At 65.6% G+C, this 25,349-nt stretch carries 24 protein-coding genes, 1 pseudogene and 1 riboswitch; of the genes and pseudogenes, 11 read left to right on the top strand and 14 right to left on the bottom strand.

Features of this window, described 5'->3' with window-relative positions; translation table 11 throughout:
- Window positions 1-7 precede the first annotated feature (7 nt).
- Window positions 8-553, bottom strand: a complete 546-nt coding sequence (locus tag ACVWYP_RS12085) for a MarR family winged helix-turn-helix transcriptional regulator (protein ID WP_304498790.1) — start codon at window positions 551-553, stop codon at window positions 8-10.
- 330 nt (window positions 554-883) lie between these two features.
- On the opposite strand from ACVWYP_RS12085, the gene ACVWYP_RS12090 reads away from it, so the two are divergent.
- The 4 genes from ACVWYP_RS12090 (at window position 884) to ACVWYP_RS12105 (ending at window position 4,493) form a co-directional block, all read left to right on the top strand.
- The gene (locus ACVWYP_RS12090; protein WP_304498791.1) at window positions 884-1,963 is read left to right on the top strand and encodes a branched-chain amino acid aminotransferase; all 1,080 of its coding nucleotides are present in this window, start codon (window positions 884-886) and stop codon (window positions 1,961-1,963) included.
- Between the two features lie 143 nt (window positions 1,964-2,106).
- Window positions 2,107-3,621: a histidine--tRNA ligase gene (gene hisS, locus ACVWYP_RS12095; RefSeq protein WP_304498792.1), complete on the top strand. Its 1,515-nt coding sequence runs from the start codon at window positions 2,107-2,109 to the stop codon at window positions 3,619-3,621.
- Between the two features lie 119 nt (window positions 3,622-3,740).
- The gene (locus tag ACVWYP_RS12100; RefSeq protein WP_018269806.1) at window positions 3,741-3,944 is read left to right on the top strand and encodes a tautomerase family protein; all 204 of its coding nucleotides are present in this window, start codon (window positions 3,741-3,743) and stop codon (window positions 3,942-3,944) included.
- 147 nt (window positions 3,945-4,091) lie between these two features.
- Window positions 4,092-4,493, top strand: coding sequence for a thioesterase family protein (locus ACVWYP_RS12105; RefSeq protein WP_304498793.1), 402 nt, complete (start codon window positions 4,092-4,094; stop codon window positions 4,491-4,493).
- Window positions 4,494-4,659: 166 nt separating this feature from the next.
- Here ACVWYP_RS12105 and proC read toward each other — a convergent pair whose 3' ends face one another.
- Together proC and ACVWYP_RS12115 are read right to left on the bottom strand one after the other, a co-directional pair.
- A complete protein-coding gene (proC, locus tag ACVWYP_RS12110; protein ID WP_304500222.1) occupies window positions 4,660-5,424 on the bottom strand; it encodes a pyrroline-5-carboxylate reductase in 765 nt (254 codons plus the stop codon).
- 261 nt (window positions 5,425-5,685) lie between these two features.
- Window positions 5,686-6,186: a type III secretion system chaperone family protein gene (locus ACVWYP_RS12115; protein WP_016844492.1), complete on the bottom strand. Its 501-nt coding sequence runs from the start codon at window positions 6,184-6,186 to the stop codon at window positions 5,686-5,688.
- Window positions 6,187-6,627: 441 nt separating this feature from the next.
- A riboswitch (FMN riboswitch) is annotated at window positions 6,628-6,781 on the top strand.
- A gap of 78 nt (window positions 6,782-6,859) precedes the next feature.
- Here ACVWYP_RS12115 and ACVWYP_RS12120 point away from each other — a divergent pair.
- Together ACVWYP_RS12120 and ACVWYP_RS12125 are read left to right on the top strand one after the other, a co-directional pair.
- Window positions 6,860-7,441, top strand: coding sequence for a 6,7-dimethyl-8-ribityllumazine synthase (locus ACVWYP_RS12120; protein WP_304498794.1), 582 nt, complete (start codon window positions 6,860-6,862; stop codon window positions 7,439-7,441).
- A gap of 103 nt (window positions 7,442-7,544) precedes the next feature.
- Complete coding sequence (locus ACVWYP_RS12125) at window positions 7,545-8,351, top strand: SDR family NAD(P)-dependent oxidoreductase (RefSeq protein ID WP_304498795.1); 807 nt, start codon at window positions 7,545-7,547, stop codon at window positions 8,349-8,351.
- 157 nt (window positions 8,352-8,508) lie between these two features.
- Here ACVWYP_RS12125 and ACVWYP_RS12130 read toward each other — a convergent pair whose 3' ends face one another.
- From ACVWYP_RS12130 to ACVWYP_RS12160, 7 genes and pseudogenes are all read right to left on the bottom strand, one after another.
- Window positions 8,509-9,462 (bottom strand): ribose-phosphate pyrophosphokinase, encoded by a 954-nt coding sequence (locus ACVWYP_RS12130; protein WP_028344316.1) that lies wholly within the window; start codon window positions 9,460-9,462, stop codon window positions 8,509-8,511.
- A 180-nt stretch (window positions 9,463-9,642) separates the two neighbouring features.
- Window positions 9,643-10,263, bottom strand: a complete 621-nt coding sequence (locus ACVWYP_RS12135) for a hypothetical protein (RefSeq protein WP_212061819.1) — start codon at window positions 10,261-10,263, stop codon at window positions 9,643-9,645.
- Window positions 10,264-10,365: 102 nt separating this feature from the next.
- The gene (locus ACVWYP_RS12140; RefSeq protein WP_304498796.1) at window positions 10,366-11,298 is read right to left on the bottom strand and encodes a MerR family transcriptional regulator; all 933 of its coding nucleotides are present in this window, start codon (window positions 11,296-11,298) and stop codon (window positions 10,366-10,368) included.
- Between the two features lie 74 nt (window positions 11,299-11,372).
- Window positions 11,373-12,140: a peptidoglycan editing factor PgeF gene (pgeF, locus tag ACVWYP_RS12145; RefSeq protein WP_304498797.1), complete on the bottom strand. Its 768-nt coding sequence runs from the start codon at window positions 12,138-12,140 to the stop codon at window positions 11,373-11,375.
- On the bottom strand, window positions 12,137-13,195 hold the full coding sequence (locus ACVWYP_RS12150) for a class I SAM-dependent methyltransferase (RefSeq protein WP_304500223.1): 1,059 nt from the start codon (window positions 13,193-13,195) through the stop codon (window positions 12,137-12,139). Before ACVWYP_RS12150 ends, pgeF begins: the two co-directional genes overlap by 4 nt.
- 99 nt (window positions 13,196-13,294) lie before the next feature.
- Window positions 13,295-14,138 (bottom strand): annotated as a pseudogene (lgt, locus tag ACVWYP_RS12155) (prolipoprotein diacylglyceryl transferase).
- A 15-nt stretch (window positions 14,139-14,153) separates the two neighbouring features.
- The gene (locus ACVWYP_RS12160; RefSeq protein WP_304498799.1) at window positions 14,154-14,888 is read right to left on the bottom strand and encodes a dienelactone hydrolase family protein; all 735 of its coding nucleotides are present in this window, start codon (window positions 14,886-14,888) and stop codon (window positions 14,154-14,156) included.
- Window positions 14,889-15,066: 178 nt separating this feature from the next.
- Between ACVWYP_RS12160 and ACVWYP_RS12165 the strand changes: the two genes are divergently transcribed.
- From ACVWYP_RS12165 to ychF, 4 genes are all read left to right on the top strand, one after another.
- Window positions 15,067-15,327 carry an accessory factor UbiK family protein gene (locus ACVWYP_RS12165; RefSeq protein WP_028344323.1) on the top strand — a complete coding sequence of 87 codons (261 nt, stop codon included), beginning with the start codon at window positions 15,067-15,069 and terminating at the stop codon, window positions 15,325-15,327.
- A gap of 263 nt (window positions 15,328-15,590) precedes the next feature.
- Complete coding sequence (locus tag ACVWYP_RS12170; protein ID WP_304498800.1) at window positions 15,591-16,313, top strand: 50S ribosomal protein L25/general stress protein Ctc; 723 nt, start codon at window positions 15,591-15,593, stop codon at window positions 16,311-16,313.
- Window positions 16,314-16,368: 55 nt separating this feature from the next.
- Window positions 16,369-16,983, top strand: a complete 615-nt coding sequence (gene pth, locus ACVWYP_RS12175) for an aminoacyl-tRNA hydrolase (RefSeq protein ID WP_304498801.1) — start codon at window positions 16,369-16,371, stop codon at window positions 16,981-16,983.
- A gap of 61 nt (window positions 16,984-17,044) precedes the next feature.
- Window positions 17,045-18,142 carry a redox-regulated ATPase YchF gene (gene ychF / locus ACVWYP_RS12180; RefSeq protein WP_018269814.1) on the top strand — a complete coding sequence of 366 codons (1,098 nt, stop codon included), beginning with the start codon at window positions 17,045-17,047 and terminating at the stop codon, window positions 18,140-18,142.
- A gap of 695 nt (window positions 18,143-18,837) precedes the next feature.
- Here the strand turns inward: ychF and ACVWYP_RS12185 are convergent.
- Window positions 18,838-19,113 (bottom strand): metal-sensitive transcriptional regulator, encoded by a 276-nt coding sequence (locus ACVWYP_RS12185; RefSeq protein WP_018269815.1) that lies wholly within the window; start codon window positions 19,111-19,113, stop codon window positions 18,838-18,840.
- A 65-nt stretch (window positions 19,114-19,178) separates the two neighbouring features.
- Between ACVWYP_RS12185 and ACVWYP_RS12190 the strand changes: the two genes are divergently transcribed.
- Window positions 19,179-21,572, top strand: a complete 2,394-nt coding sequence (locus tag ACVWYP_RS12190) for a heavy metal translocating P-type ATPase (RefSeq protein ID WP_304498802.1) — start codon at window positions 19,179-19,181, stop codon at window positions 21,570-21,572.
- 180 nt (window positions 21,573-21,752) lie between these two features.
- On the opposite strand, the gene ACVWYP_RS12195 is transcribed toward ACVWYP_RS12190, so the two are convergent.
- The 3 genes from ACVWYP_RS12195 to trxB all read right to left on the bottom strand — a co-directional run bounded on the left by ACVWYP_RS12195 (window position 21,753) and on the right by trxB (window position 25,086).
- Window positions 21,753-22,667, bottom strand: coding sequence for a 4-hydroxy-tetrahydrodipicolinate synthase family protein (locus ACVWYP_RS12195; RefSeq protein WP_304498803.1), 915 nt, complete (start codon window positions 22,665-22,667; stop codon window positions 21,753-21,755).
- A 530-nt stretch (window positions 22,668-23,197) separates the two neighbouring features.
- Entirely contained in the window at window positions 23,198-24,118 is a 921-nt protein-coding gene (locus tag ACVWYP_RS12200) for a LysR family transcriptional regulator (protein ID WP_026192264.1), read from the bottom strand.
- A 2-nt stretch (window positions 24,119-24,120) separates the two neighbouring features.
- Complete coding sequence (gene trxB / locus ACVWYP_RS12205; RefSeq protein WP_304498804.1) at window positions 24,121-25,086, bottom strand: thioredoxin-disulfide reductase; 966 nt, start codon at window positions 25,084-25,086, stop codon at window positions 24,121-24,123.
- Window positions 25,087-25,349 lie beyond the last annotated feature (263 nt).

The following is a 25,349-nucleotide window of genomic DNA, read 5'->3' on the forward strand; positions in this document are numbered from 1 at the left end:
CACCAGCTCACTCCCTCGTTTTTTTGCCGCCGCCGAAGATCGCTTCGAGCACCTTGTCGGGATCGTCGCGGTCGATCATCGCGCGGAGGAATTGGCGAACCGTCTCGACGCCGGCCGGATCGATGCCGGCGACCGCGCGGTTGATGCGGTCGGTCTGCAGCCCGGCGAGCTTGGCGACCAGCGCCTCGCCCTTCGGGGTGGCGTAGAGCAGGCGCTGCCGGCGGTCGTTGTTGCCGGTCTTCTGCACGATGTAGCCCTCGTCCAAGAGCTGCTTGAGCACGCGCCCGAGCGACTGCTTGGTGATGCGCAGGACGTCGAGCAGGTCGGCGACCTTCAGCCCCGGATAGCGGGTAACGAAGTGGATGACGCGGTGGTGGGCGCGGCCGAAGCCGAACGCCTCCAGCTCCTGGTCGGCGTCGCCGACGAAGTCGCGGTAGGCGAAGAACAACAGCTCGATGATGTCCCAGCGCAGGTCGCGCGCCCCCGCCGCAGGAGCGTGGTCGTCTCCCTGCGAATCGGGCTTGGCAGCCCCTGAGAAATTTATGTCAGTCATATTGACGTATCTTGGGTTCAATGTTACAAAACTGCCTGTCACGACGAAACATTAGGTCGTTTTGTCCTCGACAGCGTTTAAGGCGGCCTGAACGAGCCTGTGAGGCGGTTTGGGCCGCAAATTGGACTACCGTGCGATTGTCGAGCGGCATTTCGGCAAACATACTGGACTTCAGCATTCCGCAAAAGCATGTCTAAACGGCATGTTGGCGATGGAAGCCGGCGGCGCGGCCGGCGGTGGTGAAGTTCGGGCCAGCCGAGCCTGATGGCTCCGGGGGAAACAGGCCGGCGCCGGGTATCGCGCCGGTTCCGACAGCGGAAAGCAAGAAAAATGACTTTGAAATTCGACATCCAGCCTTCGCCGCATGCAACGTCCGACAAGGATCGGGCGGCGAAGCTTGTGGACCCGGGCTTCGGCCGGGTCTTCACCGATCACATGGCGATCGTCCGCTACAGCCAGGGCAAGGGCTGGCACAGCGCCCGCGTCGAGGCCCGGGCGAATTTTCCGCTCGATCCGGCCGGCGCGGTGCTGCACTACGCCCAGGAAATTTTCGAAGGCCTCAAGGCCTACAGGCGCGACGATGGCGGCGTGAACCTGTTTCGCCCCGACGCCAATGCCCGCCGCTTCCATGATTCGGCCGAGCGCATGGCGATGGCGCCGCTGCCCGAGGATCTGTTCATCGATGCGGTCGAGCAGCTGGTGCGGATCGATCGCGCCTGGATCCCGGGCGGCGAGGGCAGTCTCTATCTGCGGCCCTTCATGATCGCGAGCGAGATCTTCCTCGGCGTGAAGCCCTCGGCCGAATACATCTTCTCGGTCATCGCCTCGCCGGTCGGCTCCTATTTCAAGGGCGGCCCGGCGCCGGTGTCGATCTGGGTGTCGGAGAATTACACGCGCGCCGCGATCGGCGGCACCGGCGCCGTCAAGTGCGGCGGTAACTACGCAGCAAGCTTGCGCGCACAGGCCGAGGCGATCGAACGGGGCTGCGACCAGGTCGTGTTCCTCGATGCGGTCGAGCGCCGCTACATCGAGGAGCTCGGCGGCATGAACGTGTTCTTCGCGTTCGACGACGGCTCGCTGCTGACGCCGCCGCTCGGCACCATCCTGCCCGGCATCACCCGCGACTCCATCATCGCGCTTGCCAAGGATGCCGGCACGCGCGTGCGCGAGGAGCCCTACACGATCCAGCAATGGCGCGCTGACGCCGCCAGCGGCAAGCTGAAAGAGGCGTTCGCCTGCGGCACCGCGGCCGTCATCTCGCCGATCGGCAAGGTGTGCTCGGCAAGCGGCGATTTCCAGATCAGCGGCGGCGTGGCCGGCCCGGTCGCCATGGGCCTGCGCAAGAAGCTGGTCGACATCCAGTACGGTCGCACCAACGACCCGCATAACTGGATCAGGAACGTCCAGTGACGGACGCAACGTCATTCCGGGGCGAGGCGCAGCATCGAACCCGGAATCTCGAGATTCCGGGTTCGCGTCGTTCGACGCGCCCCGGAATGACAGCGTAGCGGCACCGGTTGCCGCCTTGCGCGCCGGCTGGTAAACGGCCGCTCATGGCCGAGAAACCCAAAAAACCCCAGAAACTGAAGGCGCGCCTGCCGCGCGGGCTGGAAGATCGCGGCCCGGCCGCGATCAATGCCACGCGGGCGATGGTCGAGAAGATCCGCGCCGTCTACGAGCTCTACGGCTTCGAGCCGGTGGAGACGCCGGCGATGGAATACACCGACGCGCTCGGCAAGTTCCTGCCCGACCAGGACCGGCCCAACGAGGGCGTGTTCTCGTTCCAGGACGATGACGAGCAGTGGATATCGCTGCGGTACGACCTGACCGCGCCGCTCGCGCGCTATGTCGCGGAAAACTTCGACGCGCTGCCGAAGCCGTATCGGTCGTATCGGTTCGGCTACGTCTTCCGCAACGAGAAGCCCGGTCCCGGCCGCTTCCGCCAGTTCATGCAGTTCGACGCCGACACCGTCGGCTCGGCGACGCCGGCAGCCGACGCCGAGATCTGCATGATGGCAGCCGACACGATGGAGGCGCTCGGCATTCCGCGCGGCTCCTATGTCGTGAAGGTGAACAACCGCAAGGTGCTCGACGGTGTGCTCGAGGCGATCGGCCTCGGCGGTGAGGAGAATGCGGGCCGTCGCCTCACCGTGCTGCGCGCGATCGACAAGCTGGACAAATTTCCCGCCGATGAAGTTCGCAAGCTGCTTGGTCCCGGACGATGGGATGGCGGCGAAGAAGGCAAGGGCGACTTTACCAAGGGCGCCGACCTCAGTGAGGCTGATGCCCATGTCGTTCTGGCCGTCACCGAAAAGCGCGACGATTGGCGAGAGGCGATTGCTGCGGCCGAGACCTATCTGGCGAAGAGCGAAGTTGGTCAGGCCGGCGTGAGTGAGCTCGAAGAGATCGCCAAGCTGGTCGCGGCGTCCGGCTATGGCGCGGATCGCATCCGCATCGATCCCACCGTTGTTCGCGGCCTCGAATATTACACCGGCCCGGTCTACGAGGTTGAGCTGCTGCTCGATACCAAGGACGAGAAAGGCCGCCCGGTGCGGTTCGGCTCGGTCGGTGGCGGCGGCCGCTACGATGGCCTCGTCTCGCGCTTCCGCGGCGAGCCGGTGCCGGCAACCGGCTTCTCGATCGGGGTGTCGCGCCTGCAGGCCGCGCTGACGATGCTCGGCCAGCTCGATACGCAGGCCGAGTTCGGGCCTGTCGTCGTCACCGTGTTCGACCGCGATCGTGTCGCCGACTACCAGAAGATGGTCGCGCAGCTGCGCCAGGCCGGCATCCGCGCCGAGCTCTATCTCGGCAATCCGAAGAACATGGGCAACCAGCTCAAATATGCCGATCGCCGTAATTCGCCCTGCGTGATCATCCAGGGCTCCGACGAGAAGGCGCGCGGCGAGGTGCAAATCAAGGATTTGATCGAGGGCGCCAAGGCCGCGGCTGCGATCGCCTCCAACCAGGAATGGCGTGAAACGCGTCCGGCGCAGTTCTCCTGCACGGAAGCCGATCTGGTCGCCAGGGTCCGCGAGGTCCTGGCGCGGCATGACGTAGCGTGGGGATAGCCATTCGCTTGTGACGTCATGCCCGGCCTTGTGCCGGGCATCCACCTCTTGTTTGATGCGCGGCGACGTGAATGGCCGGGAGGAGCCCGGCCATGGCGACAACAAGAGGGAGAGCAACAATGCCTGAGATCACCGTGAGCATGGCCGCCGGCCGCACCGACGAGCAGAAGCTCGGCATGATGCGCGACATCACCCAGGCGCTGGTGAAGAATCTCGGCGTCGATGCCGACGCGGTCGTGATCCAGATCAACGAAGCGCCGCTGCATCACAAGATGAAGGGCGGCAAGTCGTTCGTCGAGCGCGCGGCTGCGGCGAAGAAGTAATTCACCTCTGTCGTCCCTGCGAAAGCAGGGACCCATAACCACCGATGCCCGTTGTTGCGTTCGCTGGGGCTCCAGCGTTCGCACAAACCAGCTTTGGTGGTTATGGGTCCCGGCTCAAGGCCGGGACGACAGTCTTTTTGAGGCCACATGGACGCACGCGACTTCATCAAGGTCGGCATGAGCGCCGAGCGCATGCTCGTGGTGCCGCCGGAGCGCACCGTCGGGCATTTCGTGGCGGGCATGCCGATGGTCTATGCGACGCCGATGATGATCCTCGAGATGGAGATGGCGTCGGGCGATGCCATCCGCGCCGCGCTGCGGCCCGGCTGGGTCACGGTCGGCACCGAGGTCGATGTCCGCCATCTCGCCGCTGCGCTGGTCGGCGCCACCGTGCGGACCACCGCGAAGGTGGTCGCGGTCGAGCGCCGCGTGATCCGCTTCGAGGTCGAGGCCTTCGAGGGCACGCGCAAGCTCGGCGAAGGCCGCCACGCCCGCGGCCTGATCAATGTCGAGAGTTTTAACAAGCGGCTGGCGGGAGCGTCGGGCTAGGCGCATTAATCGAGTTGCCGGCGCGCACTAATCCACTTGTTCAGACGTCATCCTGAGGTGCGCGCCCTTGCGCGCCTCGAAGGATGGGCCGCGGGCCGTGCACCCTTCGAGGCTCGCTCCGCTCGCGCCTCAGGGTGACGGGGAACGAATATGGGTCGGCGAAAGACTACTTCGCCAATTCCCTTGAGCGCCTTGTCGCGGCGGCAATCGCGCGGGTCATCAGTGGCTGCATGCCGTCATTGGCCATCAGCACCTCGAGCGCGGCAGCGGTGGTGCCGCCGGGCGAGGTGACGTTCTGCCGTAGGGTCGCGGATGGCAGATCCGAGCGATGCAGCAATTCGCCGGAGCCCGCGACGGTCGCCCGCGCCAGCGTGGTCGCAAGCTGCTCGGGCAGGCCGGCCGCAACGCCGGCACGCGCGAGCTCCTCGGCGAGCAGGAACACATAGGCGGGGCCCGAGCCGGACACCGCGGTCACCGCGTCCATCAGGCTCTCATCGTCGACCCATTCGACGAGCCCGGTCGCTTTCAGCAGCGCATCGGTCATCGCGCGTTGCGCGGCGGTGACGCGCTTCGACGGTACGGCAACGGTGATGCCGCGGCCGATCGCTGCCGGCGTGTTCGGCATCGCGCGCACCACCGCGCCGCCGACAACCTCTTCCAGCGCTGACATGGTCGTGCCGGCCATGATCGAGACGACGAGTGTCGAGGGACCGACGAAGGATTTCAGCGCCGCACCGGCGTCGCGGAATGATTGCGGCTTCACCGCGACGACAAGCGTGTCGACCGTGCCGAGATCCTTCGCCTGCGGATTGAGCCGCACGCCCTTTGCGGCAAGCGCGGAGATCTCCGGCGAGAGATGCGGATCGATCACCGCGACACGCTCGGGCGCGAGGCCCTGCGCGAGCCAGCCGGTCAGCATGGCGCCGCCCATCTTGCCCGCGCCCGCAAGCGCGATGGTGCCGGTGGTGTTCTTAAGTGCGCTGCTCGTGTTCACAGGCGTCTCCACAAACCCGGTGTCGTCCCGGCCTTGAGCCGGGACCCATAACCACAGGCGGTTCTAGTGAAGCGTGACGCCAGCCACAAGCAGTTTGCGTGAGCCCCGCGGTCACGGAGTATGGGTCCCTGCTCCCGTGCGCAATTGCGCACTAGGCAGGGACGGACACTGAGGGTGTGGATTGCTGGAGCGAAACCGTTACGCCTCGCCCTCGGTGTCGAACATCGCCGCGGCCATCGCCTCGGCGGTCGACTTGCCGGCCCACACCACGAACTGGAATGCCGGATAGTAGCGCTCGCAGGCGTGGATCGCGTTGACCACCATGGCCTCGCACTGCGCGGTGGAGGCGGTGAGACCGCCGGGCAGCACCAGCGCCTGACGGTGCATCACCATGCCGGTGTGGGTCCACAGATCGAAATGGCCGACCCACAATTGTTCGTTGATCGCGGCGACCAGCCGCTGCACCTCGGCGCGGCGCGCCTGCGGCATCTTCATGTCGAAGGCGCAGGCGAGATGCAGCGCCTCGATCTCGCCCATCCAGGTGAACGAGAGCTGATAATCGATCCAGTCTCCCTTGGAGACGATCGTCACCTCGTCTTCGCCGGAACGCTCGAACGCCCAGTTGTTGTCGGTGGCGATATCTTCGACCACCGCAAGCGGGTTGTTCCGGGAATCGATAATGCTTTCGAGGAGGGACATGCCGTCTCGGACCTTGTTCTTATGATCGCTTGATACGCACACGGAAGCCGGCACTTGCGACATACTGCGTCGTGGCCGAGTGCAGTTCCTGATGCGGGCTTCCGGATGCCCCTGGACCTGACGCCGATGAAGTGATGTGATTTGCGGAATCCGCGCAACCGCACGCCGAGTCCGTCCACAGCCAAAGCGCGCATCGTCCACAGCTGATCTCCGCCACATCTGTGATTTTGAGAACAAATCGGAATCTAAGCGTTCGCGTAACGCTTTGTTAACCATTTGCCGGCGCTTCGCCGCGCCTGTGAATCAGTGGTCGGGCCCTCACATCAACCTCGCAGAGCCGCAACGCGCTCATGGGGACATGCCGTTTCCCCATGCCAAAGGCCTTGCCCGGCTGTCGCGCTTTGGTCATATTTCGCCTCAGGCACGTCCATCCCGGGCGTGCCGAGTTCTCAGGGCGGGGTGAAAATCCCCACCGGCGGTAAGGGTGATGAGCCCAAGCCCGCGAGCGCCTTCCTCCGCGAAGCCGGGGGAAGGGTCAGCAGATTCGGTGCAATTCCGAAGCCGACGGTTACAGTCCGGATGAAAGAGAACGGTTGCGGCGGCCAACGCGATTTTCGCGTGGGCTCGTGTCGTTGTCCGTGTGCCCTGATTCTGGTCCTGAAAGAGGAAAGCCATGAATCAGATGTTGCAAGACCAAGACGTTCAAGCTTCTCAAGTCCAAACCTCCCAGGCAGAAAGTGCTCCCGATACGCCGGCAAATCCGCCGACGCCGGAGCATCCGCACTTCGCAAAGCCGCAGCGCGTTGCCTTCGTGCAGTCGTCCTGGCATCGCGACGTGGTGGAAGAATGCCGCATCTCCTTCCTGAAGGAGATCGAGGCGCGTCACATCACCAATGTCGACGTGTTCGAGGTGCCGGGCTCGTTCGAGATCCCGCTGCACGCGCAGCTGCTGGCGAAGACCCGCCGCTACACCGCGATCGTCGCGGCCGGGCTCGTGGTCGATGGCGGCATCTACCGCCACGAATTCGTCGCCGATACCGTGATCAAGGCGCTGATGGATGTGCAGTTGCGCACCGAGGTGCCGGTGTTCTCGGCGGTGCTGACGCCGCAGCAATTCCACGAGACCGAGGTGCATTACGAGTTCTTCCGCAAGCACTTCGTGATCAAGGGGATCGAGGTCGCGGAAGCCTGCGCCAACACGCTGCTCAGCCTCGAGCGGCTGCGCGGCCAGGTCGCGGCGGGAATCCCCGGCTAGCATCGGCGGAAAAGCGATTCCGGCATGCGTGCCGGGATCGCTCTCGCCTGCGGCGCGTTCGGTTATGCTTGCGGCATAAAACCAAAACGCGCGGGAGGCGCCCATGACCGAACAACATTCCTCTGACTGGCTCGGCCTGTCGGGCCGCGTTGCCGTCGTCACCGGCGGAGGCGGCGGTATCGGCCGCGCCACCGCGGTCAGTTTCGCGCGGGCCGGTGCCAGGGTTGCCGCGCTCGATCGCGACGAGCGCTCCCTTGCGGAGACCAAGGCAACGCTTCGCGAGTTCGGTGACGGTCATCTCGTCGCGAGCTGCGATACGACCAGCGAGGACAATGTCGCCGCTGTCGCCGACGCCGTCGCGCGCACGTTTGGCGCTTGCGACATCCTCGTCAACACCGCGGCGGTGCTGCGCCCGGGCGGGCTCGATACGCTCGCGCTCGCGGAATGGAATGCGGTGCTGGCGGTCAATCTCACCGGCTATTTCATCTGCGCGCAGGCGTTCGGCCGCCAGATGCGCAAGGCCGGACGCGGCAGCCTTATCCACGTCGCCTCGATCGCCGCCAGCAATGCGCAGGGGCAGAGCGGCGCCTACAGCGTCAGCAAGGCCGGCGTCGTGATGCTCTCGCAGCAACTCGCAGCGGAATGGGGGCCGCATGGCATCCGCAGCAATGTGGTGAGCCCCGGCCTTGTCGTGACGCCGATGAGCCAGGCCTTCTACGACACGCCCGGGGTCACCGAACGGCGCACCGCCGTGGTGCCGATGCGCCGGATCGGCGCACCGCAGGACATGGCGGACGCGACCCTGTTCCTGGCCAGCGATCGCTCGTCTTACGTCAACGGTGAGGAAATCATCGTCGATGGCGGCTATGCGCGGACGCTGATGAGCCACGTGCCGCGGCCGGGGTTCTAACGCGTCTGGCGCCACATACTCGGTGTCGTCCCGGCCTTGAGCCGGACCCATAACCACCAATGCGAATTGATTTACAACGCTGGAGCCACAGCCTTCGCAACAACAGCGGCTGTGGTTATGGGTCCCTGCTTCCGCAGGGACGACAGCAAATATCGATCTAATCGAACAGGCTCGAGACCGACTCTTCCGCCGCGGTGCGACCGATCGCTTCGGCGATCAGGCCGGCGATCGAGATCTGGCGGATGTTCGGCGCCTTGTTGACGGCCTCGGTCGGCAGGATCGAGTCGGTGATGACCAGTTCCTTCAGCCGCGACGAGGCGATGCGCGCGGCGGCGCCGCCGGACAGCACGCCGTGGGTGATGTAGGCCGAGACCTCCTTGGCGCCGTGCGCGATCAGCGCTTCGGCCGCATTCACCAGCGTGCCGCCGGAATCGACGATGTCGTCGACCAGGATGCAATTGTAGCCGGCGACGTCGCCGATCACGTTCATCACCTCGGACTCACCCGGGCGCTCGCGGCGCTTGTCGACGATGGCGAGCGGGGTGTTGATGCGCTTGGCGAGGCCGCGGGCACGCGCCACGCCGCCGACGTCGGGCGACACCACCATCACCTTGGCGAGGTCGAACTTCTCCTTGATGTCGCGCACCATCAGGGGCGCCGCGAACAGGTTGTCGGTCGGGATGTCGAAGAAGCCCTGGATCTGGCCGGCATGCAGGTCGAGCGTCATGACGCGGTCGACGCCGGCGTGCGAGATCAGGTTGGCGACGAGCTTGGCCGAGATCGGCGTACGCGAGCCGGACCTGCGATCCTGCCTGGCGTAGCCGAAATAGGGCACCACCGCGGTGATGCGGCGCGCCGAGGAACGGCGCAGCGCGTCGGTGATGATCAGCAGTTCCATCAGATTGTCGTTGGCCGGAAACGACGTCGACTGCAGGATGAACATGTCCGAGCCGCGGACGTTCTCCTGGATCTCGACGAAGATCTCCATGTCGGCGAAGCGCCGGACCACGGCCTTGGTCAGTTCGATGCCAAGTCCCTTGGCGATGTCCTGCGCCAGCGCAGGATTGGAGTTGCCGGCGACGAGTTTGATTGATCCGTTCTTTGCCGACATCGATGCTTCCCCCCGCGCCTTGCTGGATACGACGTTCAGCATCTCAAGTCCTTACAGAACCGGCGGGTTTTCGGTGCGCGAGGGAATATCAGGCAGGCGCCTCCGATGGCAACCCATTAGCCGGCCTTGGCCGCCGTTTTTCCTGGGCAAAAAACCCATTTCCCCGGGAGATAACGGGGTTTAGTCGGCGGAATAGCCGAGCGCCACGGTCTCGGGCGCGGCGGGGGCCGGGGCGCTTGCCACCGTGGGCCCGCGGAGGTCCGGTGCCGGGGCGGGTGCGGGGCTGTCCGCCGGGCCGCCATTGAGCATGCTGGAGAGGCCGCTGAAGCCGGCCTGGGCGATCTTGCGCAGCACCAGGTCGTCGGCGGCGGCCCAGGCGTCGCGGCCGGCCTTGCCGGCGGGCTCCTCGCCGGAGAGCCGCAGCGCGCGTTGCTGGTTGCTGTCGTAGACGTCCCACACCCACGAGATCATGGTGCGGCCGCGCACCACCTGCGCCGACAGATAGCTGCGCACGCGATAGGCGGCAGCGCCCTGGCGCGACACGATCGACAGGCTGCGCAGCTTGGACTCGCTGTCGAGCACGCCGACCATGCGGTCGAACACCTGGGGCGGCGGGCCGTCGATCGATTCGAACGCAACCGTTGCGCCGCTGCTTGCCGGCGTGGCCATGGCGTAGGAGTCGGCCACGTTGCCGCCGGCCGCGCAGCCGCCAAGCGCGCACGCGATCGCGAGCCACGTGCCTGCGATCGCGGCGCGCGCGGCTGTCCCAGTTTGAAACTGGCGGTTCGACGCTTCCCTCATTGCGTCCTGCGATATCGTTAAAACGGCTTAACGTCTAGGGCAGGACGGCCACAGCACTTAACCGATCCGGGCGGCGCGCCGCGAGGTTTCGGATTTCCCTGCTCAGTCAGAGAGATGGTGCCGCATGGCTGCGGTGATCCAGGCCCATTCGCGGTTCGGGCTCGCGTCCGGCGATTGCCCGCGCATGATGGCGACGAGCTCCCAATAGCGCGCCGCGCGGGCGTCGTGCAGGGCATATTTGCCGCGAATCCAGTTGCGGAATTCCAGATCAGGTTTTCGTTTCAGCAATCGCGCCGATGTTTCCAGCCAGTCGCGCGCCAGCGCCTGGGCGGCCTCCGACGTCGGGCCGAGGTCGCGCGCGATAATCTTCTTGGCACTCGCCAGTACGGTTTCGTTGGCCGCTTGCCAGGCGGCGAGATCCAGCACGTGATGATTCCAGACGTCCTCCGCGTTGGCGCGGATGTTGGCGACGAGGGAAGGGTCGTTGAGCATCGCCGAAAGCTCGATCCAGGCATCGCACTGCTCGGGCGTCGGCTCGTCGGGCAATTCGGGCACGCTGGTCTCGATCATCTGCCGGATCCATTTCCGGTCGATGTTGATGCCGTCGGACACTTTCTCGAAGAAGCGCTCGACGACGTTGCTGCGCTCGGTGCGGGACAGCTGCGTCATGGTCAGGAATCTCCTCAAGTCTGCTTCGGTGAGTTGCGGTGAACGCAACGCAGCCCGCAGGGCCGAGGCGACGCGGCGCTGCGCCGCGATCTCCGCTTCCAGCGTCTCGAGGCGAAGCTGCAGCGCCTCGACCAGCGAGAGCTCCTTGGTCAGGACCTCGCGGATGGCGTCGAGACCGAGCCCCGCATCGCGCAGGCAGCGGATCAGGTCGAGGCGAACCAGTTCGTCGTCGGTGAAGACGCGATAGCCGCTCGCGGTGCGGCCGGCCGGCGGCAGCAACCCCTGGTCCGAATAGAAGCGGAGCTTGCGGACGGAAATTCCGCTGAGCCGCGCCGCCTCGCCGATGCTGTAGGTGCGTTGTGTCATGCGCCGCTTGTCCGGTCTCCAGCAGGTGGAGAGTCAAGACGCTTGTCGCACAAAAATGAGGAGGACGCCCGGCGTCAGCTTTCCAGCGCGATGGCGTGAACGAGGCGGCCGTAATCGGCTTCCTTGCGATGCACGGAGCGGCGGTAGCTGAAGCAGCGCTCGTCGGAATAGGTGTCGATGCCGAGATCGTCGATCATCAGCACGCCGGCATTTTCCAGTCGCATGCGGATGAAGCCGGCAAGATCGAACATCGCGTGTCCGTCGCGTTCGGCGGGCATGAAGAACATGCCGTTCTCAGCATCGGCCTCGATGAAGCGTTCGATGAATTCGTTGCCGACCTCGTAGGACTCCTTGCGGATCAGTGGGCCGATGGCGGCGACGATGCCGCCGCGCTCGGCGCCGAGCTTCTCCATCGCGTCGATGGTCGATTCCAGCACCCCGGTCAGCGCGCCCTTCCAGCCGGCATGCGCCGCGCCGATCACCCGCGCATTGGGATCGACGAACAGGATCGGGCCGCAGTCGGCCGTCGTGACCGATATCGCAAGGCCCTCGGTGCGCGTGACGAGCGCGTCCGCCTTCGGGCGCACGGCGCCATTCCATGGACCGGTCACGACCACGACGTCAGGCGAGTGAACCTGATGCACGCTGACGAGGTGATCGAGCGGCACGCCGAGCTGCGCCGCCATCCGCCGCCGGTTCTCCGCGACCTTGGCCGGATCGTCGCGCGAGCCGAGCCCGCCATTCAGCGCGGCATAGATGCCCTCCGACACGCCGCCCTCGCGCGAGAAGAAGGCATGGCGCAGGCCCGGAATGGCCGACAGCAGCGGTGATCCCAATGTCATTGTTCGGTCTCGTCAGGCTGATCGCTCAATCCGGCGATCGAGGTGAGGCGCGGGTCGGAGATGGCCATGACCTTGAACATCGAGCCCATCCCGCCGCGCCCGGAATCGGTCAGCCGCTTCAGCGCGCCGGCAATGTCGGCGGAGACTTCGGGGCTTGCTTTCGCCATCAGCCCGGCGGCGCGGGCCTCGACGCCGAGGCGCTTGAGGAAGTCGCCCTGCGTCGCAGGTCCGTGGACGCGCGCGCCGACATCCTCGGCGGCCCGCGCCAGGGCCTGGAAATCGACATGCGCGGTCACGTCGGCCTGTCCCGGGTTCTTCAGCGGGTCGGCGAAGCTGTGGCGCGCGATCGCCTGGAAGGTGTCGCCGGCGTCGCTGCGCAGATGGCCGTAATCGATGATCAGCGCGGCGCCGTCCTGGTCGCGCAGCCGCGTAGCCAGCTTCATGATCTCGTTGTCGGGCCGCCATTCGAACACCGCGCCGAGCGGGGCGGCGCGCACCAGCGGCGGCAGCAGCACCTCGAAATGCGGTGTCGGCTCGGGGGCGGGAGCGAAATACAGGTTGCCGTTGGCATCCATCCCGACCGTGCGCTCATGCCAGCCGGTTTCGCGCCGGACCATCTGGTGGATCGGCAGCACGTCGAAATATTCGTTGGCGAGGATCACCGCCGGTCCCTCGGGCACGTCGTCGATGCTGTCGTGCCAGGTGATATCGCGCACGCCCGTCAGTGTCGCGTACTGCTTCTCGCGCAGCACCGGATTGACCTCGACGAGGTGGATGCTGAGCGACTGGTAGAGCGGCGGCAGCACGCGAAGCGCGCGCAGCGCGTCCGCCATCATGGTGCCGCGGCCGGGGCCGAGCTCGATCAGGCGGAGCGTCTCAGGCGAGCCGATCGCGCGCCAGATCGAGGCGCTCCACAGCCCAAGCAGTTCGCCGAACATCTGGCTGACCTCGGGCGACGTGGTGAAGTCGCCCTCGCGGCCGAGCGGATCGCGCGACAAATAGTAGCCGTACCGCGGATGCATCAGGCACAATTCCATGTAGCGCCAGACCGGCATCGGCCCGGACAGCTTGATCAGCTTCCTGATCTCATCCAGCAGCGGGGAGGGTTCGCTCACGGCCTTCCTTGGAGTGCACTTGCCTTGGATTGAACTTGTTCAGGTTGAACTCGGCGCCGGACCGCCCGCCCTGCGGCGGACGGCGGCCGTGATGAGGATAACGCCAACGATGATCATTGGCACCGACAGCAGCATGCCCATGGTTAATCCGCCCCACAGGAAGCCGAGCTGCGGGTCGGGCTCCCTGAAGTGCTCGCCGATGATTCGGGCAACGCCGTAGATCGCAATGAAGCTGCCGAGGATCAGGCCGGGACGCTTGAGCCGCCCCCATCCGGATCATGACGGCCAGCGCCGCAAACAGCACGATGCCTTCAAGCCCGGCCTCGTAGAGCTGGCTCGGATGCCGCGGCAGCGGCCCGCCATTGGGAAAGATCATGGCCCAGGGCAGGCCCGGGTCGGCGTGACGGCCCCACAATTCGCTGTTGATGAAATTGGCGAGCCGGCCGAGGAACAGCCCGATCGGCGCGACCGCGGTGGTGATGTCGCCGAGCGACAGGATCGGGATGTCGTTGCGGCGGGCAAACAGCATCACCGCCGCGACGCAGCCGAGGAAGCCGCCGTGGAACGACATGCCGCCCTTCCACAATTCCAGGATTTCGGCCGGATGCGCGATGAAGAAGGGCAAATTGTAGAACAGCACATAGCCGGTGCGGCCGCCGACGATGATGCCGATGGTGACCCAGAGGATGAAATCGTCGAGCTGCGGCAGCGTGATCGGCGCCGGGCCGCCCCACAGCCGCTCCTTCTTGATCAGCGAGCGGGCGTAGATCCAGCCCAGCACGATGCCGACGATGTAGGCCAGCGCATACCAGCGGATCACGATCGGCCCGAGCGAGAGCGCGACGGGATTGAATACCGGAAAGTCGATCAGCAGGAACGGCATCGTGCGTCTTGAGGCTCAGCTCACGAGGTTGCGGCGGTAAAGCGCCAGCAGCCGCTCCCAGTGGCGTTCGGCGGCGTCGCGGTCATAGACCGGGCGCTTGGGGAACGCAAAGCCGTGATGCGTGCCGGGATAGATCTCCACCTCGTTGTTCGATCCCTTCATGCCGGCCTTCACCTGCTCGATGATGTCCTGTGGCGCGTAGATATCGGTCTCGGCGCAGGCGAAATAGAGTTCGGCCTTTGTCTTTTGCGCGGCAAGATGCGGACTGTCGGGCTGGTCGGTCGCCAGATGCGTGCCGTAGACCGAGGCGGCGGCCTTGACGCGATCGCCGAAATGCGTCGCCGCGTTCACCGCGTAGCGGCCGCTCATGCAATAGCCGACGGTGCCGATGATGCTGGTGTTCGCGGCCTTCTGCGTCTCGGCATAGGCGAGCAGGCCCTTGGTGTCTTCCATGACCAGCGGGATGTTGAGCGAGTGCATCAGCTCGAACATGCGCTTGCGCTCGGGCGATTCCGGATCGGGATTGATCGGGCCGAGCTCCATCACGCCGGCGCGGTAATACATATTGGGCAGCATCACATAATAGCCTGACGTGCCGAGCCGGCGCGCCATGTCGCGCAGCTCCTCGCGGATACCAGGCGCGTCCATGTAGAAGATGACGACCGGGAAGGGGCCGCCGCGCTCGGGATGGGTGATGAAGGTGGTGGTCTTGCCGTCCTTGGTCGGGATCTCGACGGTCTCTTCGATCATGGCGTTTCTGCTCGCGTTATGTGTGCGATTTCTGTTGTGAGTTCATACGATTGCAAGGAAACCGGAGCATGACAAGGCAAGCCTCGGGAGGCCTGCCATTCGCGGCGGACTTGAACCGGATGGCTGAGATCGCCATTGTCTTTGGCGCGAGGCCAGTGAACGCGGAGAGTTTTGCGAGATGACCCAGACCAGCAACCGGTTTTTCGATGAGATCGGCCGTCTGATGAACGATGCCGCGGGCGCCGCCCAGGGCGTCAAGCGCGAGGTCGACACGGTCATGCGCAACCAGGCGGAACGTATCCTGCGCGACCTCGACGTGGTCAAGCGCGAGGAATTCGACGCGGTCAAGGACATGGCCCGCCTGGCGCGCGAGGAGAACGAGACGCTGAAGGCCCGGATCGCGGCGCTGGAGGCCAAGCTCGGCGGCTCGGCGGGCTGAAACGGCATGTACCCCGGATGGAGCGAAGCGAAATCCGAGACCTCTGCCTCCGCGGGGCCGGCCCCGGATTGCGCTTCGCTCCATCCGGGCTACGATCCTCCCTCGGTAACCCAAGAAAAATCCCTTCATTTCCTTGTCATTTCGGCCCTTTGGGGCTAAAAGCCCGCCACGTCCGCGGCCCCCGCACCCCTGGAGGCTTGCTGTGGACCTGAGCATGGGCCGCGCTGCGGCCTTTAACTTTTTAAATACAAGGACTTAACGCTATGGCGACCGTCAAGGAATTGAAGGCGACCGCGCGTCCGAAGAGCGGCAAGGGGGCCGCCCGGGCAGAGCGTCGCGCCGGGAGAGTTCCCGGAGTGATCTACGGAGACAACCAACCCCCGGTGACCATCTCGGTCGACGATCGTGAACTGCGCCAGCGCATCCTGGCGGGCCGGTTCCTCACCACGCTGTTCGACATCGATATCGAGGGCAAGAAGCATCGCGTGATTCCGCGCGACTACCACCTCGATCCGGTGAAGGACTTCCCGCTCCATGTCGACTTCATGCGGCTCGGCGAAGGCGCCACCATCCGCGTCAGCGTGCCGCTTCACATCGTGAACGGTGAAAGTTCGCCGGGCGTCAAGCGCGGCGGCACCGTGAACATCGTCACCCACGCGCTCGATCTCGAGTGCTCGGTCGACAACATTCCGCAATACATCGAGGCCGACGTCGGCGCGCTGGAGATCAGCTACTCGCTGCATCTCTCCGACGTCAAGCTGCCCACGGGCGTGAAGTCGCTGACCCGCGAGGACGCAACCCTGGTCACCATCGTGCCGCCGTCCGGCTACGCCGAAGAGCAGAAGGCCGCGGCTGCGGCTGCTGCCGGTGGCGCTGCTCCGGCCGCGGGTGCTGCGGCTCCGGCCGCCGCGGCGGCTCCGGCTGCGAGTGCTGCGGCTCCGGCCGCGGGTGCCAAGGCTCCCGCCGGTGGCGACAAGAAGAAGTAATCGATCAGGTCGGCGCGCGATCGTCTGATGGCGCGCCGACGCGGGATGCCGCGCCATGCGCCTTTTTGTCGGTCTCGGTAATCCCGGCGCGAAATACGCCAGCAACCGGCACAATATCGGTTTCCTGGTGGTCGATGAGATTGCACGGCGTCATGGTTTCGCACCATGGCGCCGTCGCTTTCAGGGCGAGACCTCCGAGGGCGTCGTCGATCGTGAGAAGGTCGTGCTGCTGAAGCCGGCCACCTACATGAACGAGTCCGGGCGCGCGGTGCAGGAAGCGGCGAACTTCTTCAAGCTCACGCCCTCCGACATCACCGTGTTCCAGGACGAGCTCGAACTGCCGCCCGCCAAGGTGCGGGTCAAGATCGGCGGCGGGATCGCCGGCCACAACGGCCTGCGCTCGATCTCCGCGCATATCGGCAACGAGTATCGGCGGGTGCGCCTCGGGATCGGTCATCCCGGCGTCAAGGAGCTCGTGCACAGCCACGTGCTGTCGGACTTCGCCAAGAGCGACCGGGCGTGGGTGGAGGCCTTGTGCCAGGCCGTCGCCGACAATGCCGGCCTGCTGGCTGCGGGGCATGACGCGTCGTTCGCCAACAAGGTGCATCTGACGATGCAGTCCAAGGGATTTTTCGACAAGGGTGAGAACGGCGGCGAGAAGCCGGCCTGATCTCCCTTAATCGTCATCGGCACGAGCCCGCCATGACGAACCAGAGATTATTGAGGAAGACATGGGATTCAAATGCGGGATCGTCGGGCTGCCTAACGTCGGCAAGTCGACGCTGTTCAATGCGCTGACCGAGACGGCGGCCGCCCAGGCGGCGAACTATCCGTTCTGCACCATCGAGCCGAATGTCGGCGAGGTCGCGGTGCCCGATCCACGGCTGGAGAAGCTCGCGGCGGTCGCGAAGTCGGCGCAGATCATTCCGACCCGGCTGACCTTCGTCGACATCGCGGGCCTCGTCCGCGGCGCGTCGCAGGGCGAAGGCCTCGGCAACCAGTTCCTCGCCAACATCCGCGAGGTCGACGCCATCGCCCATGTGGTGCGCTGCTTCGAGGATTCCGACATTACCCATGTCGAGGGCAAGATCGCGCCGCTCGCCGACATCGAGACCATCGAGACCGAGCTGATGCTGTCCGACCTCGACAGCCTGGAGAAGCGCGTCGACAACCTCTCGAAGAAGGCCAAGGGCAACGACAAGGAAGCCAAGGAGCAGCTCGAGCTCGTCAACCGCGCGCTGGTGCTGCTGCGCGACGGCAAGCCGGCGCGTGCGCTGGAGCGCAAGCCGGAGGAGGAGCGGGCGTTCCGCATGCTCGGGCTCCTGACCTCGAAGCCCGTGCTCTACGTCTGCAACGTCGAGGAAGGCTCGGCCAAGGACGGCAACAATTTCTCCAAGGCGGTGTTCGAGCGCGCCAAGGAGGAGGGCGCGGTCGCGGTCGTGATCTCGGCCAAGATCGAATCCGAAATCGCGACGCTGTCGCGTGAAGAACGCACCGACTTCCTGGAGACGCTGGGCCTGGAAGAGGCCGGGCTCGATCGGCTGATCCGTGCCGGCTACCGGCTGCTCGACCTCATCACCTATTTCACCGTCGGCCCGAAGGAAGCGCGCGCCTGGACCATCGACCGCGGCACCAAGGCGCCCGCCGCCGCCGGCGTGATCCATACCGATTTCGAGAAGGGCTTCATCCGCGCCGAGACCATCGCCTATGCCGATTACATCGCCGGCAACGGCGAAGCCGGCGCGCGCGATGCCGGCAAGCTGCGGCTTGAAGGCAAGGAGTACGTCGTCGCCGACGGCGACGTCATGCACTTCAGATTCAATACCTGATCGCACTGTTCAGCCGCGCAAGAAGCGGCAGCGAATTCGGCACCGCTCTATCCCCACGTCGTCCCGGGCAAGCGAAGCGCGACCCGGGACCCATAACCACAGGGTCGCGTTGTTGAAGCGAGCTGTGGCCCCAGCTCGCTCCATCCCCACGTCCTGTGGTTATGGGTCCCTGCTTTCGCAGGGACGACACTGAGTGTGCGGGCGGCGCTCTTTCCCACGTCGTCCCGGGCAAGCGAAGCGCGACCCGGGACCCATAACCACAGGGTTGCGTTGTCGAAGCGAGCTGTGGCCCCAGCTCGCTCCATCGCCACGTCCTGTGGTCATGGGTCCCTGCTTTCGCAGGGACGACACTGAGTGTGCGGGTGGCGCTCTTTCCCACGTCGTCCCGGGCAAGCGAAGCGCGACCCGGGACCCATACCACAGGGTTGCGTTGTTGAAGCGAGCTGTGGCCCCAGCTCGCTCCATCGCCACGTCCTGTGGTTATGGGTCCCTGCTTTCGCAGGGACGACACTGAGTGTGCGGGTGGCGCTCTTTCCCACGTCGTCCCGGGCGAGCGAAGCGCGACCCGGGACCCACAACCACAGGGTTGCGTTGTTGAAGCGAGCTGTGGCCCCAGCTCGCTCCATCGCCACGTCCTGTGGTTATGGGTCCCTGCTTTCGCAGGGACGACATCGAGCATGGGGGTGGCGCTTAGATCACCGATCCGCGCGCCCGATCACGTCCATCAGCTCGGCGATCTTGCGCCGCTGGTCGGCCTTGTCGCCGGACGAGATCGCATGCTCGACGCAATGCGCCACATGATCGCGGAGGACTTCTTCCTCGACGCGGCGCAGCGCCGCGCGCGCGGCCGCGATCTGCGTCACCACGTCGATGCAATAGCGGTCGTCCTCGACCATGGCGGCCAACCCGCGGATCTGACCTTCGATCCGTTTGAGCCGTTTTAAGCAGGATGTCTTGACCTCGTCTCTCATAGGTCTCATATACCCCTCTAGGGTATGCAAATCAAGAGGCCGGGTTAGCGGCCGGGAAGAGTTTCGTGGCACACGCAACGCACGACCATTCGCACGCGGATCATCACCACAACGGCGCGGCCGCGCATTCCTGCTGCGGCGGCAAGCACGGTCACGACACGCCGCCGGCCGAGGTGGCGTTCGCGATCGATCCGGTCTGCGGCATGAAGGTCAACCCGGCGACCGCCAAGCACCGCTTCAGCTACAAGGGCGAGGAGTACCTGTTCTGCAGCGGCCGCTGCCGCGAGCGCTTCGAGGCCGAGCCGGAGAAATTCCTCAAGCCGCGTGAACCCGAACCGCCGGCGCCCGCGGGCACCATCTACACCTGCCCGATGCATCCCGAGGTGCGCCAGGTCGGCCCCGGAAGCTGCCCGATCTGCGGCATGGCGCTGGAGCCCGAGCAGGTCTCGCTCGACGACGGACCGGATCCTGAACTGATCGACATGACGCGGCGATTCTGGATCGGCCTCGCGCTGACCTTGCCGGTGTTCGTGCTCGAGATGGGCAGCCATCTCGGGCTGATGCATCTGGTGCCACAGGGCTGGTCGAACTGGATCTCGTTCGTGCTGGCGACGCCGGTCGTGCTGTGGGCCGGTGCGCCGTTCTTCGTGCGCGGCTGGCAGTCGCTCGTCACCCGCAATCTCAACATGTTCACGCTGATCGCGATGGGCACCGGCGTCGCCTATGTCTATAGCGTGGTCGCGACGTTGGCGCCGCAGCTGTTCCCGCCCGCCTTCCGCGACATGCATGGCGCGGTCGCGGTGTATTTCGAGGCGGCGGCCGTGATCACGGTGCTGGTGCTGCTCGGCCAGGTGCTGGAATTGCGCGCCCGCGCGCAGACCTCGGGCGCGATCCGCGCGCTGCTCGGCCTCGCGCCCAAGACCGCGCGGCGCATCACCGCGCATGGCGACGAGGACATCGACATCGACGCAATCAAGGTCGGCGACCGCCTGCGCGTGCGACCGGGCGAGAAGGTGCCGGTCGACGGCGTCGTCGTCGAGGGCAGAGCGGTCATCGACGAGTCCATGGTCACAGGCGAGTCGATGCCGGTCACGAAGGCCGAAGGCGAGAGGGTGATCGGCGGCACGGTCAACCAGAGCGGCGGCCTCGTGATGCGCGCCGAGAAGGTCGGTCGCGACACGATGCTGTCGCGGATCGTCGACATGGTGGCGAAGGCGCAGCGCTCGCGCGCGCCGATCCAGCGGCTCGCCGATCGCGTGGCCGGCTGGTTCGTGCCGGCGGTAATCGCCGCCGCCGTGCTCGCCTTCATCGCCTGGACGGTGTTCGGTCCGGAGCCGCGCCTGACCTTCGCCCTGGTCGCCGCCGTCACGGTGCTGATCATCGCCTGCCCCTGCGCGCTGGGATTGGCGACGCCGATGTCGATCATGGTCGGTGTCGGCCGCGGCGCGCATTCCGGCATCCTGATCCGCGACGCGCAGGCGCTGGAGCGGATGGAGGCGATCGATACGCTCGTCATCGACAAGACCGGTACCCTCACCGAGGGCAAGCCGAAGGTCGTGCGCGTCATTGCCGCCGAAGGGTTCGGCGAGAGCGATCTGCTGCGGCTGGCCGCCAGTGTCGAGCAGGGCAGCGAGCACCCGCTGGCGCAGGCGATCATCGCCGCTGCCAGGGAGCGCAAGCTTGCATCGTCCGCCGTCAGCAATTTTGCCTCGCCCTCCGGCAAGGGCGCGACCGGCATGGTCGACGGCAGGCAGGTTGCGCTCGGCAACGCGGTACTGATGGCCGAGCTGAAGATCGCGACGGCAGCGCTCGACGAGGCGGCCGAGGCCGCGCGGCGGGACGGTGCGACGGCGATCTATGTCGCGGTCGATGGCCGCATCGCCGGGGTGGTCGCGATCGCCGATCCGGTCAAGCCGTCCGCGACCAGCGCGCTGCAGGCGCTGCGTGCCGAGGGCCTGCGCATCGTGATGTTGACCGGCGACAATGAGACCACCGCGCGGGCGGTGGCGAAGACGCTCGGCATCGACGAGGTCGAGGCCGGCGTTCTGCCCGAGCGCAAGAGCGAGGTGGTGCAGCGGCTGCGCGGCGAGGGCCGCACCGTCGCGATGGCAGGCGACGGCGTCAATGACGCGCCGGCGCTCGCCGCTGCTGATGTCGGCATCGCGATGGGCGGCGGTACCGACGTCGCGATCGAGAGCGCCGGCATCACGCTGCTCACCGGCGACCTGATGGGCCTGGTCCGCGCACGGCGGCTGTCGGTCGCGACCATGCGCAACATCCGCCAGAACCTGGCGTTCGCGTTCGTCTACAACGCCGCCGGCGTGCCGATCGCAGCCGGTGTGCTGTATCCGCTGTTCGGCATCCTGCTGTCGCCGATGGTCGGCGCCGCCGCGATGGCGCTGTCCTCGGTCAGCGTGATCGGCAACGCGCTGCGGCTTTCGCGGGTGAAGCTGGATTGAACTTTCTTACCTCACCCCGCTTGCGGGGAGAGGTCGGATCGCATGGAGCGAAGCGAAATGCGATCCGGGTGAGGGGGACTCTCCACGAGTCTATCTCTCACCGTTTGCGCGGAAGCAGCCCCTCACCCCAACCCTCTCCCCGCAAGAGCGGGGCGAGGGAGCAGAGTATGGCCGGGGCATTCACGCCGGCAGCAACAGCTGGGCGCGGCGTTCCATCTCGGCATCGAGCCAGGTTGCGAGATCCTCGCTCACCGCGACCATCGGCAGCCGCACCTCGGGGCTGTCGATCAGCCCCTGCCGCCACAGCCAGTGCTTGGCGGGCGCGGGGCTCGGTTCGGCGAACAACAGCCTCGTCAGGCCGACGACGCTCTGCCAGGCAGCCAGCGCCGCGTGGCGCTGGCCCTGCTGCAACAGCGTGCGGATCGCAGCGAAGGTGTTTGTTTCCAGATGTGCGGACAGCAGGATCGCGCCGTCGGCGCCGTCCGAGAGCGCATCGAAAGTCTGCGCATCCTCGCCGGTCAGCACGCGGAAGCCGGCCGGCCGGCGGTTGAGGAAGTCGATCGACTGCGCGCGGTCGGCGCAGCAATCCTTCATGCCGGCGATGTTCGGATGGTCCGCGAGCGCCAGCAGCGTCTCGTTGGTCAGATTCACCGCCGTGCGATAGGGGATGTTGTAAAGCACGATCGGCCACGACGCGTGATCGGCGAGCGCGTTGAAGTGCTGCACGAGCCCGCGCTGCGAGGGCCTGATATAATAGGGGCTGGCGATCAAATAGCCGTTGATCGGCCAGTCGGCCGTGTCATCCAGCGCTTCCTTCATCCGGGCGGTCGAGGCGCCGGAGAGCCCGAGACAGACCGGCAAATGGCGGGAGCTGGCACTGAGTTCGTCGAGCACGACGCTCACCAGCCCCTCCAGCTCGTCCATGCTGAGCGCCATGCCCTCGCCGGAGGTTGCGCCGAGAATGAACCCGTCGACGGGGCCATTGGCGTAGTGCCGTACGAGACGCCGCAGCGACGTGACATCGAGCTCGCCGTTACGGAATGGCGTGATCAGGGGCAGCCAGAGGCCCTGCAATTGCTGGTGTAGATCGGTCATGTTCCATCTCCTCAAGAAGGCAAAGCCGGAGACGGGACCAACAAAAAACCCCGTCCAGGCGGCGGGGTTTCGGGATCGGTTTGAATGCGAAGGTGATCTTATCGCGCGCGATCTCGTGTCCCCGGGAGGGGAGCTTTTTTCGACGACAGAACGGCGCACGAAGTCGTGATCATCAGATAATGATGCTGCGCTGCGAGGTTGTTGTCAATGCACATGCTGATCGGCGCGTGCGGTGCGTTTTGCGCATGACACGGAGGTGAAAAGGCACAGCGATGAAAAAAAGCCGGGCTCGAGTGAGCCCGGCTTAAGGTATTGGCCACGTGAGGCCGACACAATCACCTTCCAAGAGGGATTACTGAACTTCCGCGCCACTGGAGGAGGGGGACATATGCGCGACGCGAACGCTCAGCGTGTAAGCACTATGATCCCCATCGACGGCCTGCAGCAACTATCCAGGTCGCATGTCAGTCATGCGGAGACCGGGGGCAGCACGGATATCCCTATAAATCAGCCCTATAAGGGCCGCTTAATCACGACGGCCAGCGCTGCGCCTTGCTGACTACGAAGTCGCGAAACACCTGCACCCGGGCCACCGTCTTCAGCTCTTCCGGATAGACGAAGTAGGTGTCGAGCGCGATCGAGTCGGACTCGCCGAAAAGCTGCACGAGGTTGTTCTGTTCGACCAGATAGTCCGGCAGCGCGGCGATGCCGAGGCCCTGCTGGCAGGCGCGCACGAGGCCAAGGATGTTGTTGACCTTGAAGTAGGGCTCGCGCGGACCGGAGCCGTTGCGGCCGGCATCGATCAGCCAGCTGCGGTTTTGCAGATGTGCCGGCACCTGCGAGTCGCCGAGCATGATGATGCGGTGCGAGTCGAGATCATCGAGCGTGCGCGGCGTGCCGAAGCGCTTGATGTATTCCGGCGAGCAATAGGCATGGAAGCCGATCGAGAACAGCTTGCGCTGGATCAGGTCCGGCTGGGTCGGCTTGCGGGTGCGGATCGCGACGTCGGCCTCGCGCATCGACAGGTCGAGATCCTCGTCGGTGACGATCAGCGAGATCCGGATGTCGGGATAGAGCGCGGTGAACTCGTCGAGCCGCGGGATCAGCCAGTTGATGCCGAGCGCCGGCGGCGTCGTGATCTTGAGGTCGCCGCTCGGCCGCTCGCGGCTGTCGGTGAGCTTTGCGCGGGCCGCCTGCAGCTGCATGAACACGTCATGCGCGGTGCGGAACAAGAGGTCGCCCTGTTCGGTGAGGATCAGGCCGCGGGCGTGGCGGTGAAACAGCGACACCGAGAGCTCCTGCTCCAGCGCGCTGACCTGGCGGGAGACCGCCGATTGCGACAGGCCAAGCTGTTCGCCGGCATGCGTGAAGCTGCCGGCCTCCGCCGCTGCGTGAAAGACCTTCAGCTTGTCCCAATCCATATCCGTAAATCCGTCGCGAGATCGTGCCATGATTATTCCGCCGCTGCGCGATCGCTCGCGCGAAGAGCCAGGAAGCGTTCCGCCTCGAGCGCCGCCATGCATCCGAGGCCGGCGGCGGTGACCGCCTGCCGGAAGGTTTCGTCCGCCACGTCGCCCGCGGCGAACAGGCCGGGCATCGAGGTCGCGGTGGAGTTCGGCGCGACCTCGACATAGCCCGACGGTTTCAGCTTGATCTGGCCTTTGACGAGCTCCGTCGCCGGCGCATGGCCGATCGCGATGAAGACGCCGTCGGTTTTGAGGTTCGTGAGCGCGCCGGTCTTGACGTTCTTCAGCCGCACATGGGTGACCTTGTTCGGGTTCTCCGATCCGCAGATCTCGTCGATCGCCGAATCCCACACCACCTTGATCTTGGGATTCTTGAACAGCCGCTCCTGCAGGATGCGCTCGGCGCGGAAATGATCGCGGCGATGCACGATGGTGACCTGGGAGGCGTGATTGGTCAGGTACATCGCTTCCTCGACCGCGGTGTTGCCGCCGCCGACCACCACGACGTTCTTGCCGCGGTAGAAGAAGCCGTCGCAGGTCGCGCAGGCTGACACGCCGCCGCCCTGGAACTTTGCTTCCGAGGGCAGGCCGAGCCAGCGCGCCTGGGCGCCGGTGGCGAGGATCACGGTCTCTGCGAGATAGACGTCGCCGGAATCGCAGGTCAGGCGAAACGGGCGCTGGCCGAGTTCCAGCTTGTTGACAAGATCGGTGACGATCTTGGTGCCGACATGGGCAGCCTGCTTCTCCATCTGCTCCATCAGCCAGGGGCCCTGGATCACATCGGCGAAGCCCGGATAGTTCTCGACGTCGGTGGTGATGGTGAGCTGCCCGCCCGGCTGGATGCCCTGGATCAGCACCGGCTCGAGCATCGCGCGTGCCGCGTAGATCGCTGCGGTGTAGCCGGCGGGGCCGGACCCGATGATGACGACCTTGGCGTGGACAGGCGCGGGCATTAGCTGATCCCTCTCTTCTGGGGACTTTGACGGGGACTTGTGTGGGAAGCACCCCGGAGGCAGGTCACGGCGGTGCTAAAAGTGTCAAATCCAAGTCTAGGATATCTGGGAAGCTATGCAAGATTTGCAATCCATGGCAGCGATTTTTCCCCGGAACTGAAGTCACATTCGCGAAATCTTGCGCTGCACGCGCAATAAAATTGCGCAATGCCGGCTGGCTGCGCTATGAGAGTTGCCGGCGGACCTGCCAAGCCTTCCAAACC

Source organism: Bradyrhizobium sp. USDA 3262 (assembly GCF_054060035.1).

Excerpts from the sequence above, each read along its gene's own strand:
- ACVWYP_RS12085 (WP_304498790.1), bottom strand. The coding sequence starts at position 553 with ATGACTGACATAAATTTCTCAGGGGCTGCCAAGCCCGATTCGCAGGGA.
- ACVWYP_RS12090 (WP_304498791.1), top strand. The coding sequence starts at position 884 with ATGACTTTGAAATTCGACATCCAGCCTTCGCCGCATGCAACGTCCGAC.
- hisS (WP_304498792.1), top strand. The coding sequence starts at position 2,107 with ATGGCCGAGAAACCCAAAAAACCCCAGAAACTGAAGGCGCGCCTGCCG.
- ACVWYP_RS12100 (WP_018269806.1), top strand. The coding sequence starts at position 3,741 with ATGCCTGAGATCACCGTGAGCATGGCCGCCGGCCGCACCGACGAGCAG.
- ACVWYP_RS12105 (WP_304498793.1), top strand. The coding sequence starts at position 4,092 with ATGGACGCACGCGACTTCATCAAGGTCGGCATGAGCGCCGAGCGCATG.
- proC (WP_304500222.1), bottom strand. The coding sequence starts at position 5,424 with ATGGGCGGCGCCATGCTGACCGGCTGGCTCGCGCAGGGCCTCGCGCCC.
- ACVWYP_RS12115 (WP_016844492.1), bottom strand. The coding sequence starts at position 6,186 with ATGTCCCTCCTCGAAAGCATTATCGATTCCCGGAACAACCCGCTTGCG.
- ACVWYP_RS12120 (WP_304498794.1), top strand. The coding sequence starts at position 6,860 with ATGAATCAGATGTTGCAAGACCAAGACGTTCAAGCTTCTCAAGTCCAA.
- ACVWYP_RS12125 (WP_304498795.1), top strand. The coding sequence starts at position 7,545 with ATGACCGAACAACATTCCTCTGACTGGCTCGGCCTGTCGGGCCGCGTT.
- ACVWYP_RS12130 (WP_028344316.1), bottom strand. The coding sequence starts at position 9,462 with ATGTCGGCAAAGAACGGATCAATCAAACTCGTCGCCGGCAACTCCAAT.
- ACVWYP_RS12135 (WP_212061819.1), bottom strand. The coding sequence starts at position 10,263 with ATGAGGGAAGCGTCGAACCGCCAGTTTCAAACTGGGACAGCCGCGCGC.
- ACVWYP_RS12140 (WP_304498796.1), bottom strand. The coding sequence starts at position 11,298 with ATGACACAACGCACCTACAGCATCGGCGAGGCGGCGCGGCTCAGCGGA.
- pgeF (WP_304498797.1), bottom strand. The coding sequence starts at position 12,140 with ATGACATTGGGATCACCGCTGCTGTCGGCCATTCCGGGCCTGCGCCAT.
- ACVWYP_RS12150 (WP_304500223.1), bottom strand. The coding sequence starts at position 13,195 with ATGCCGGTCTGGCGCTACATGGAATTGTGCCTGATGCATCCGCGGTAC.
- ACVWYP_RS12160 (WP_304498799.1), bottom strand. The coding sequence starts at position 14,888 with ATGATCGAAGAGACCGTCGAGATCCCGACCAAGGACGGCAAGACCACC.
- ACVWYP_RS12165 (WP_028344323.1), top strand. The coding sequence starts at position 15,067 with ATGACCCAGACCAGCAACCGGTTTTTCGATGAGATCGGCCGTCTGATG.
- ACVWYP_RS12170 (WP_304498800.1), top strand. The coding sequence starts at position 15,591 with ATGGCGACCGTCAAGGAATTGAAGGCGACCGCGCGTCCGAAGAGCGGC.
- pth (WP_304498801.1), top strand. The coding sequence starts at position 16,369 with ATGCGCCTTTTTGTCGGTCTCGGTAATCCCGGCGCGAAATACGCCAGC.
- ychF (WP_018269814.1), top strand. The coding sequence starts at position 17,045 with ATGGGATTCAAATGCGGGATCGTCGGGCTGCCTAACGTCGGCAAGTCG.
- ACVWYP_RS12185 (WP_018269815.1), bottom strand. The coding sequence starts at position 19,113 with ATGAGAGACGAGGTCAAGACATCCTGCTTAAAACGGCTCAAACGGATC.
- ACVWYP_RS12195 (WP_304498803.1), bottom strand. The coding sequence starts at position 22,667 with ATGACCGATCTACACCAGCAATTGCAGGGCCTCTGGCTGCCCCTGATC.
- ACVWYP_RS12200 (WP_026192264.1), bottom strand. The coding sequence starts at position 24,118 with ATGGCACGATCTCGCGACGGATTTACGGATATGGATTGGGACAAGCTG.
- trxB (WP_304498804.1), bottom strand. The coding sequence starts at position 25,086 with ATGCCCGCGCCTGTCCACGCCAAGGTCGTCATCATCGGGTCCGGCCCC.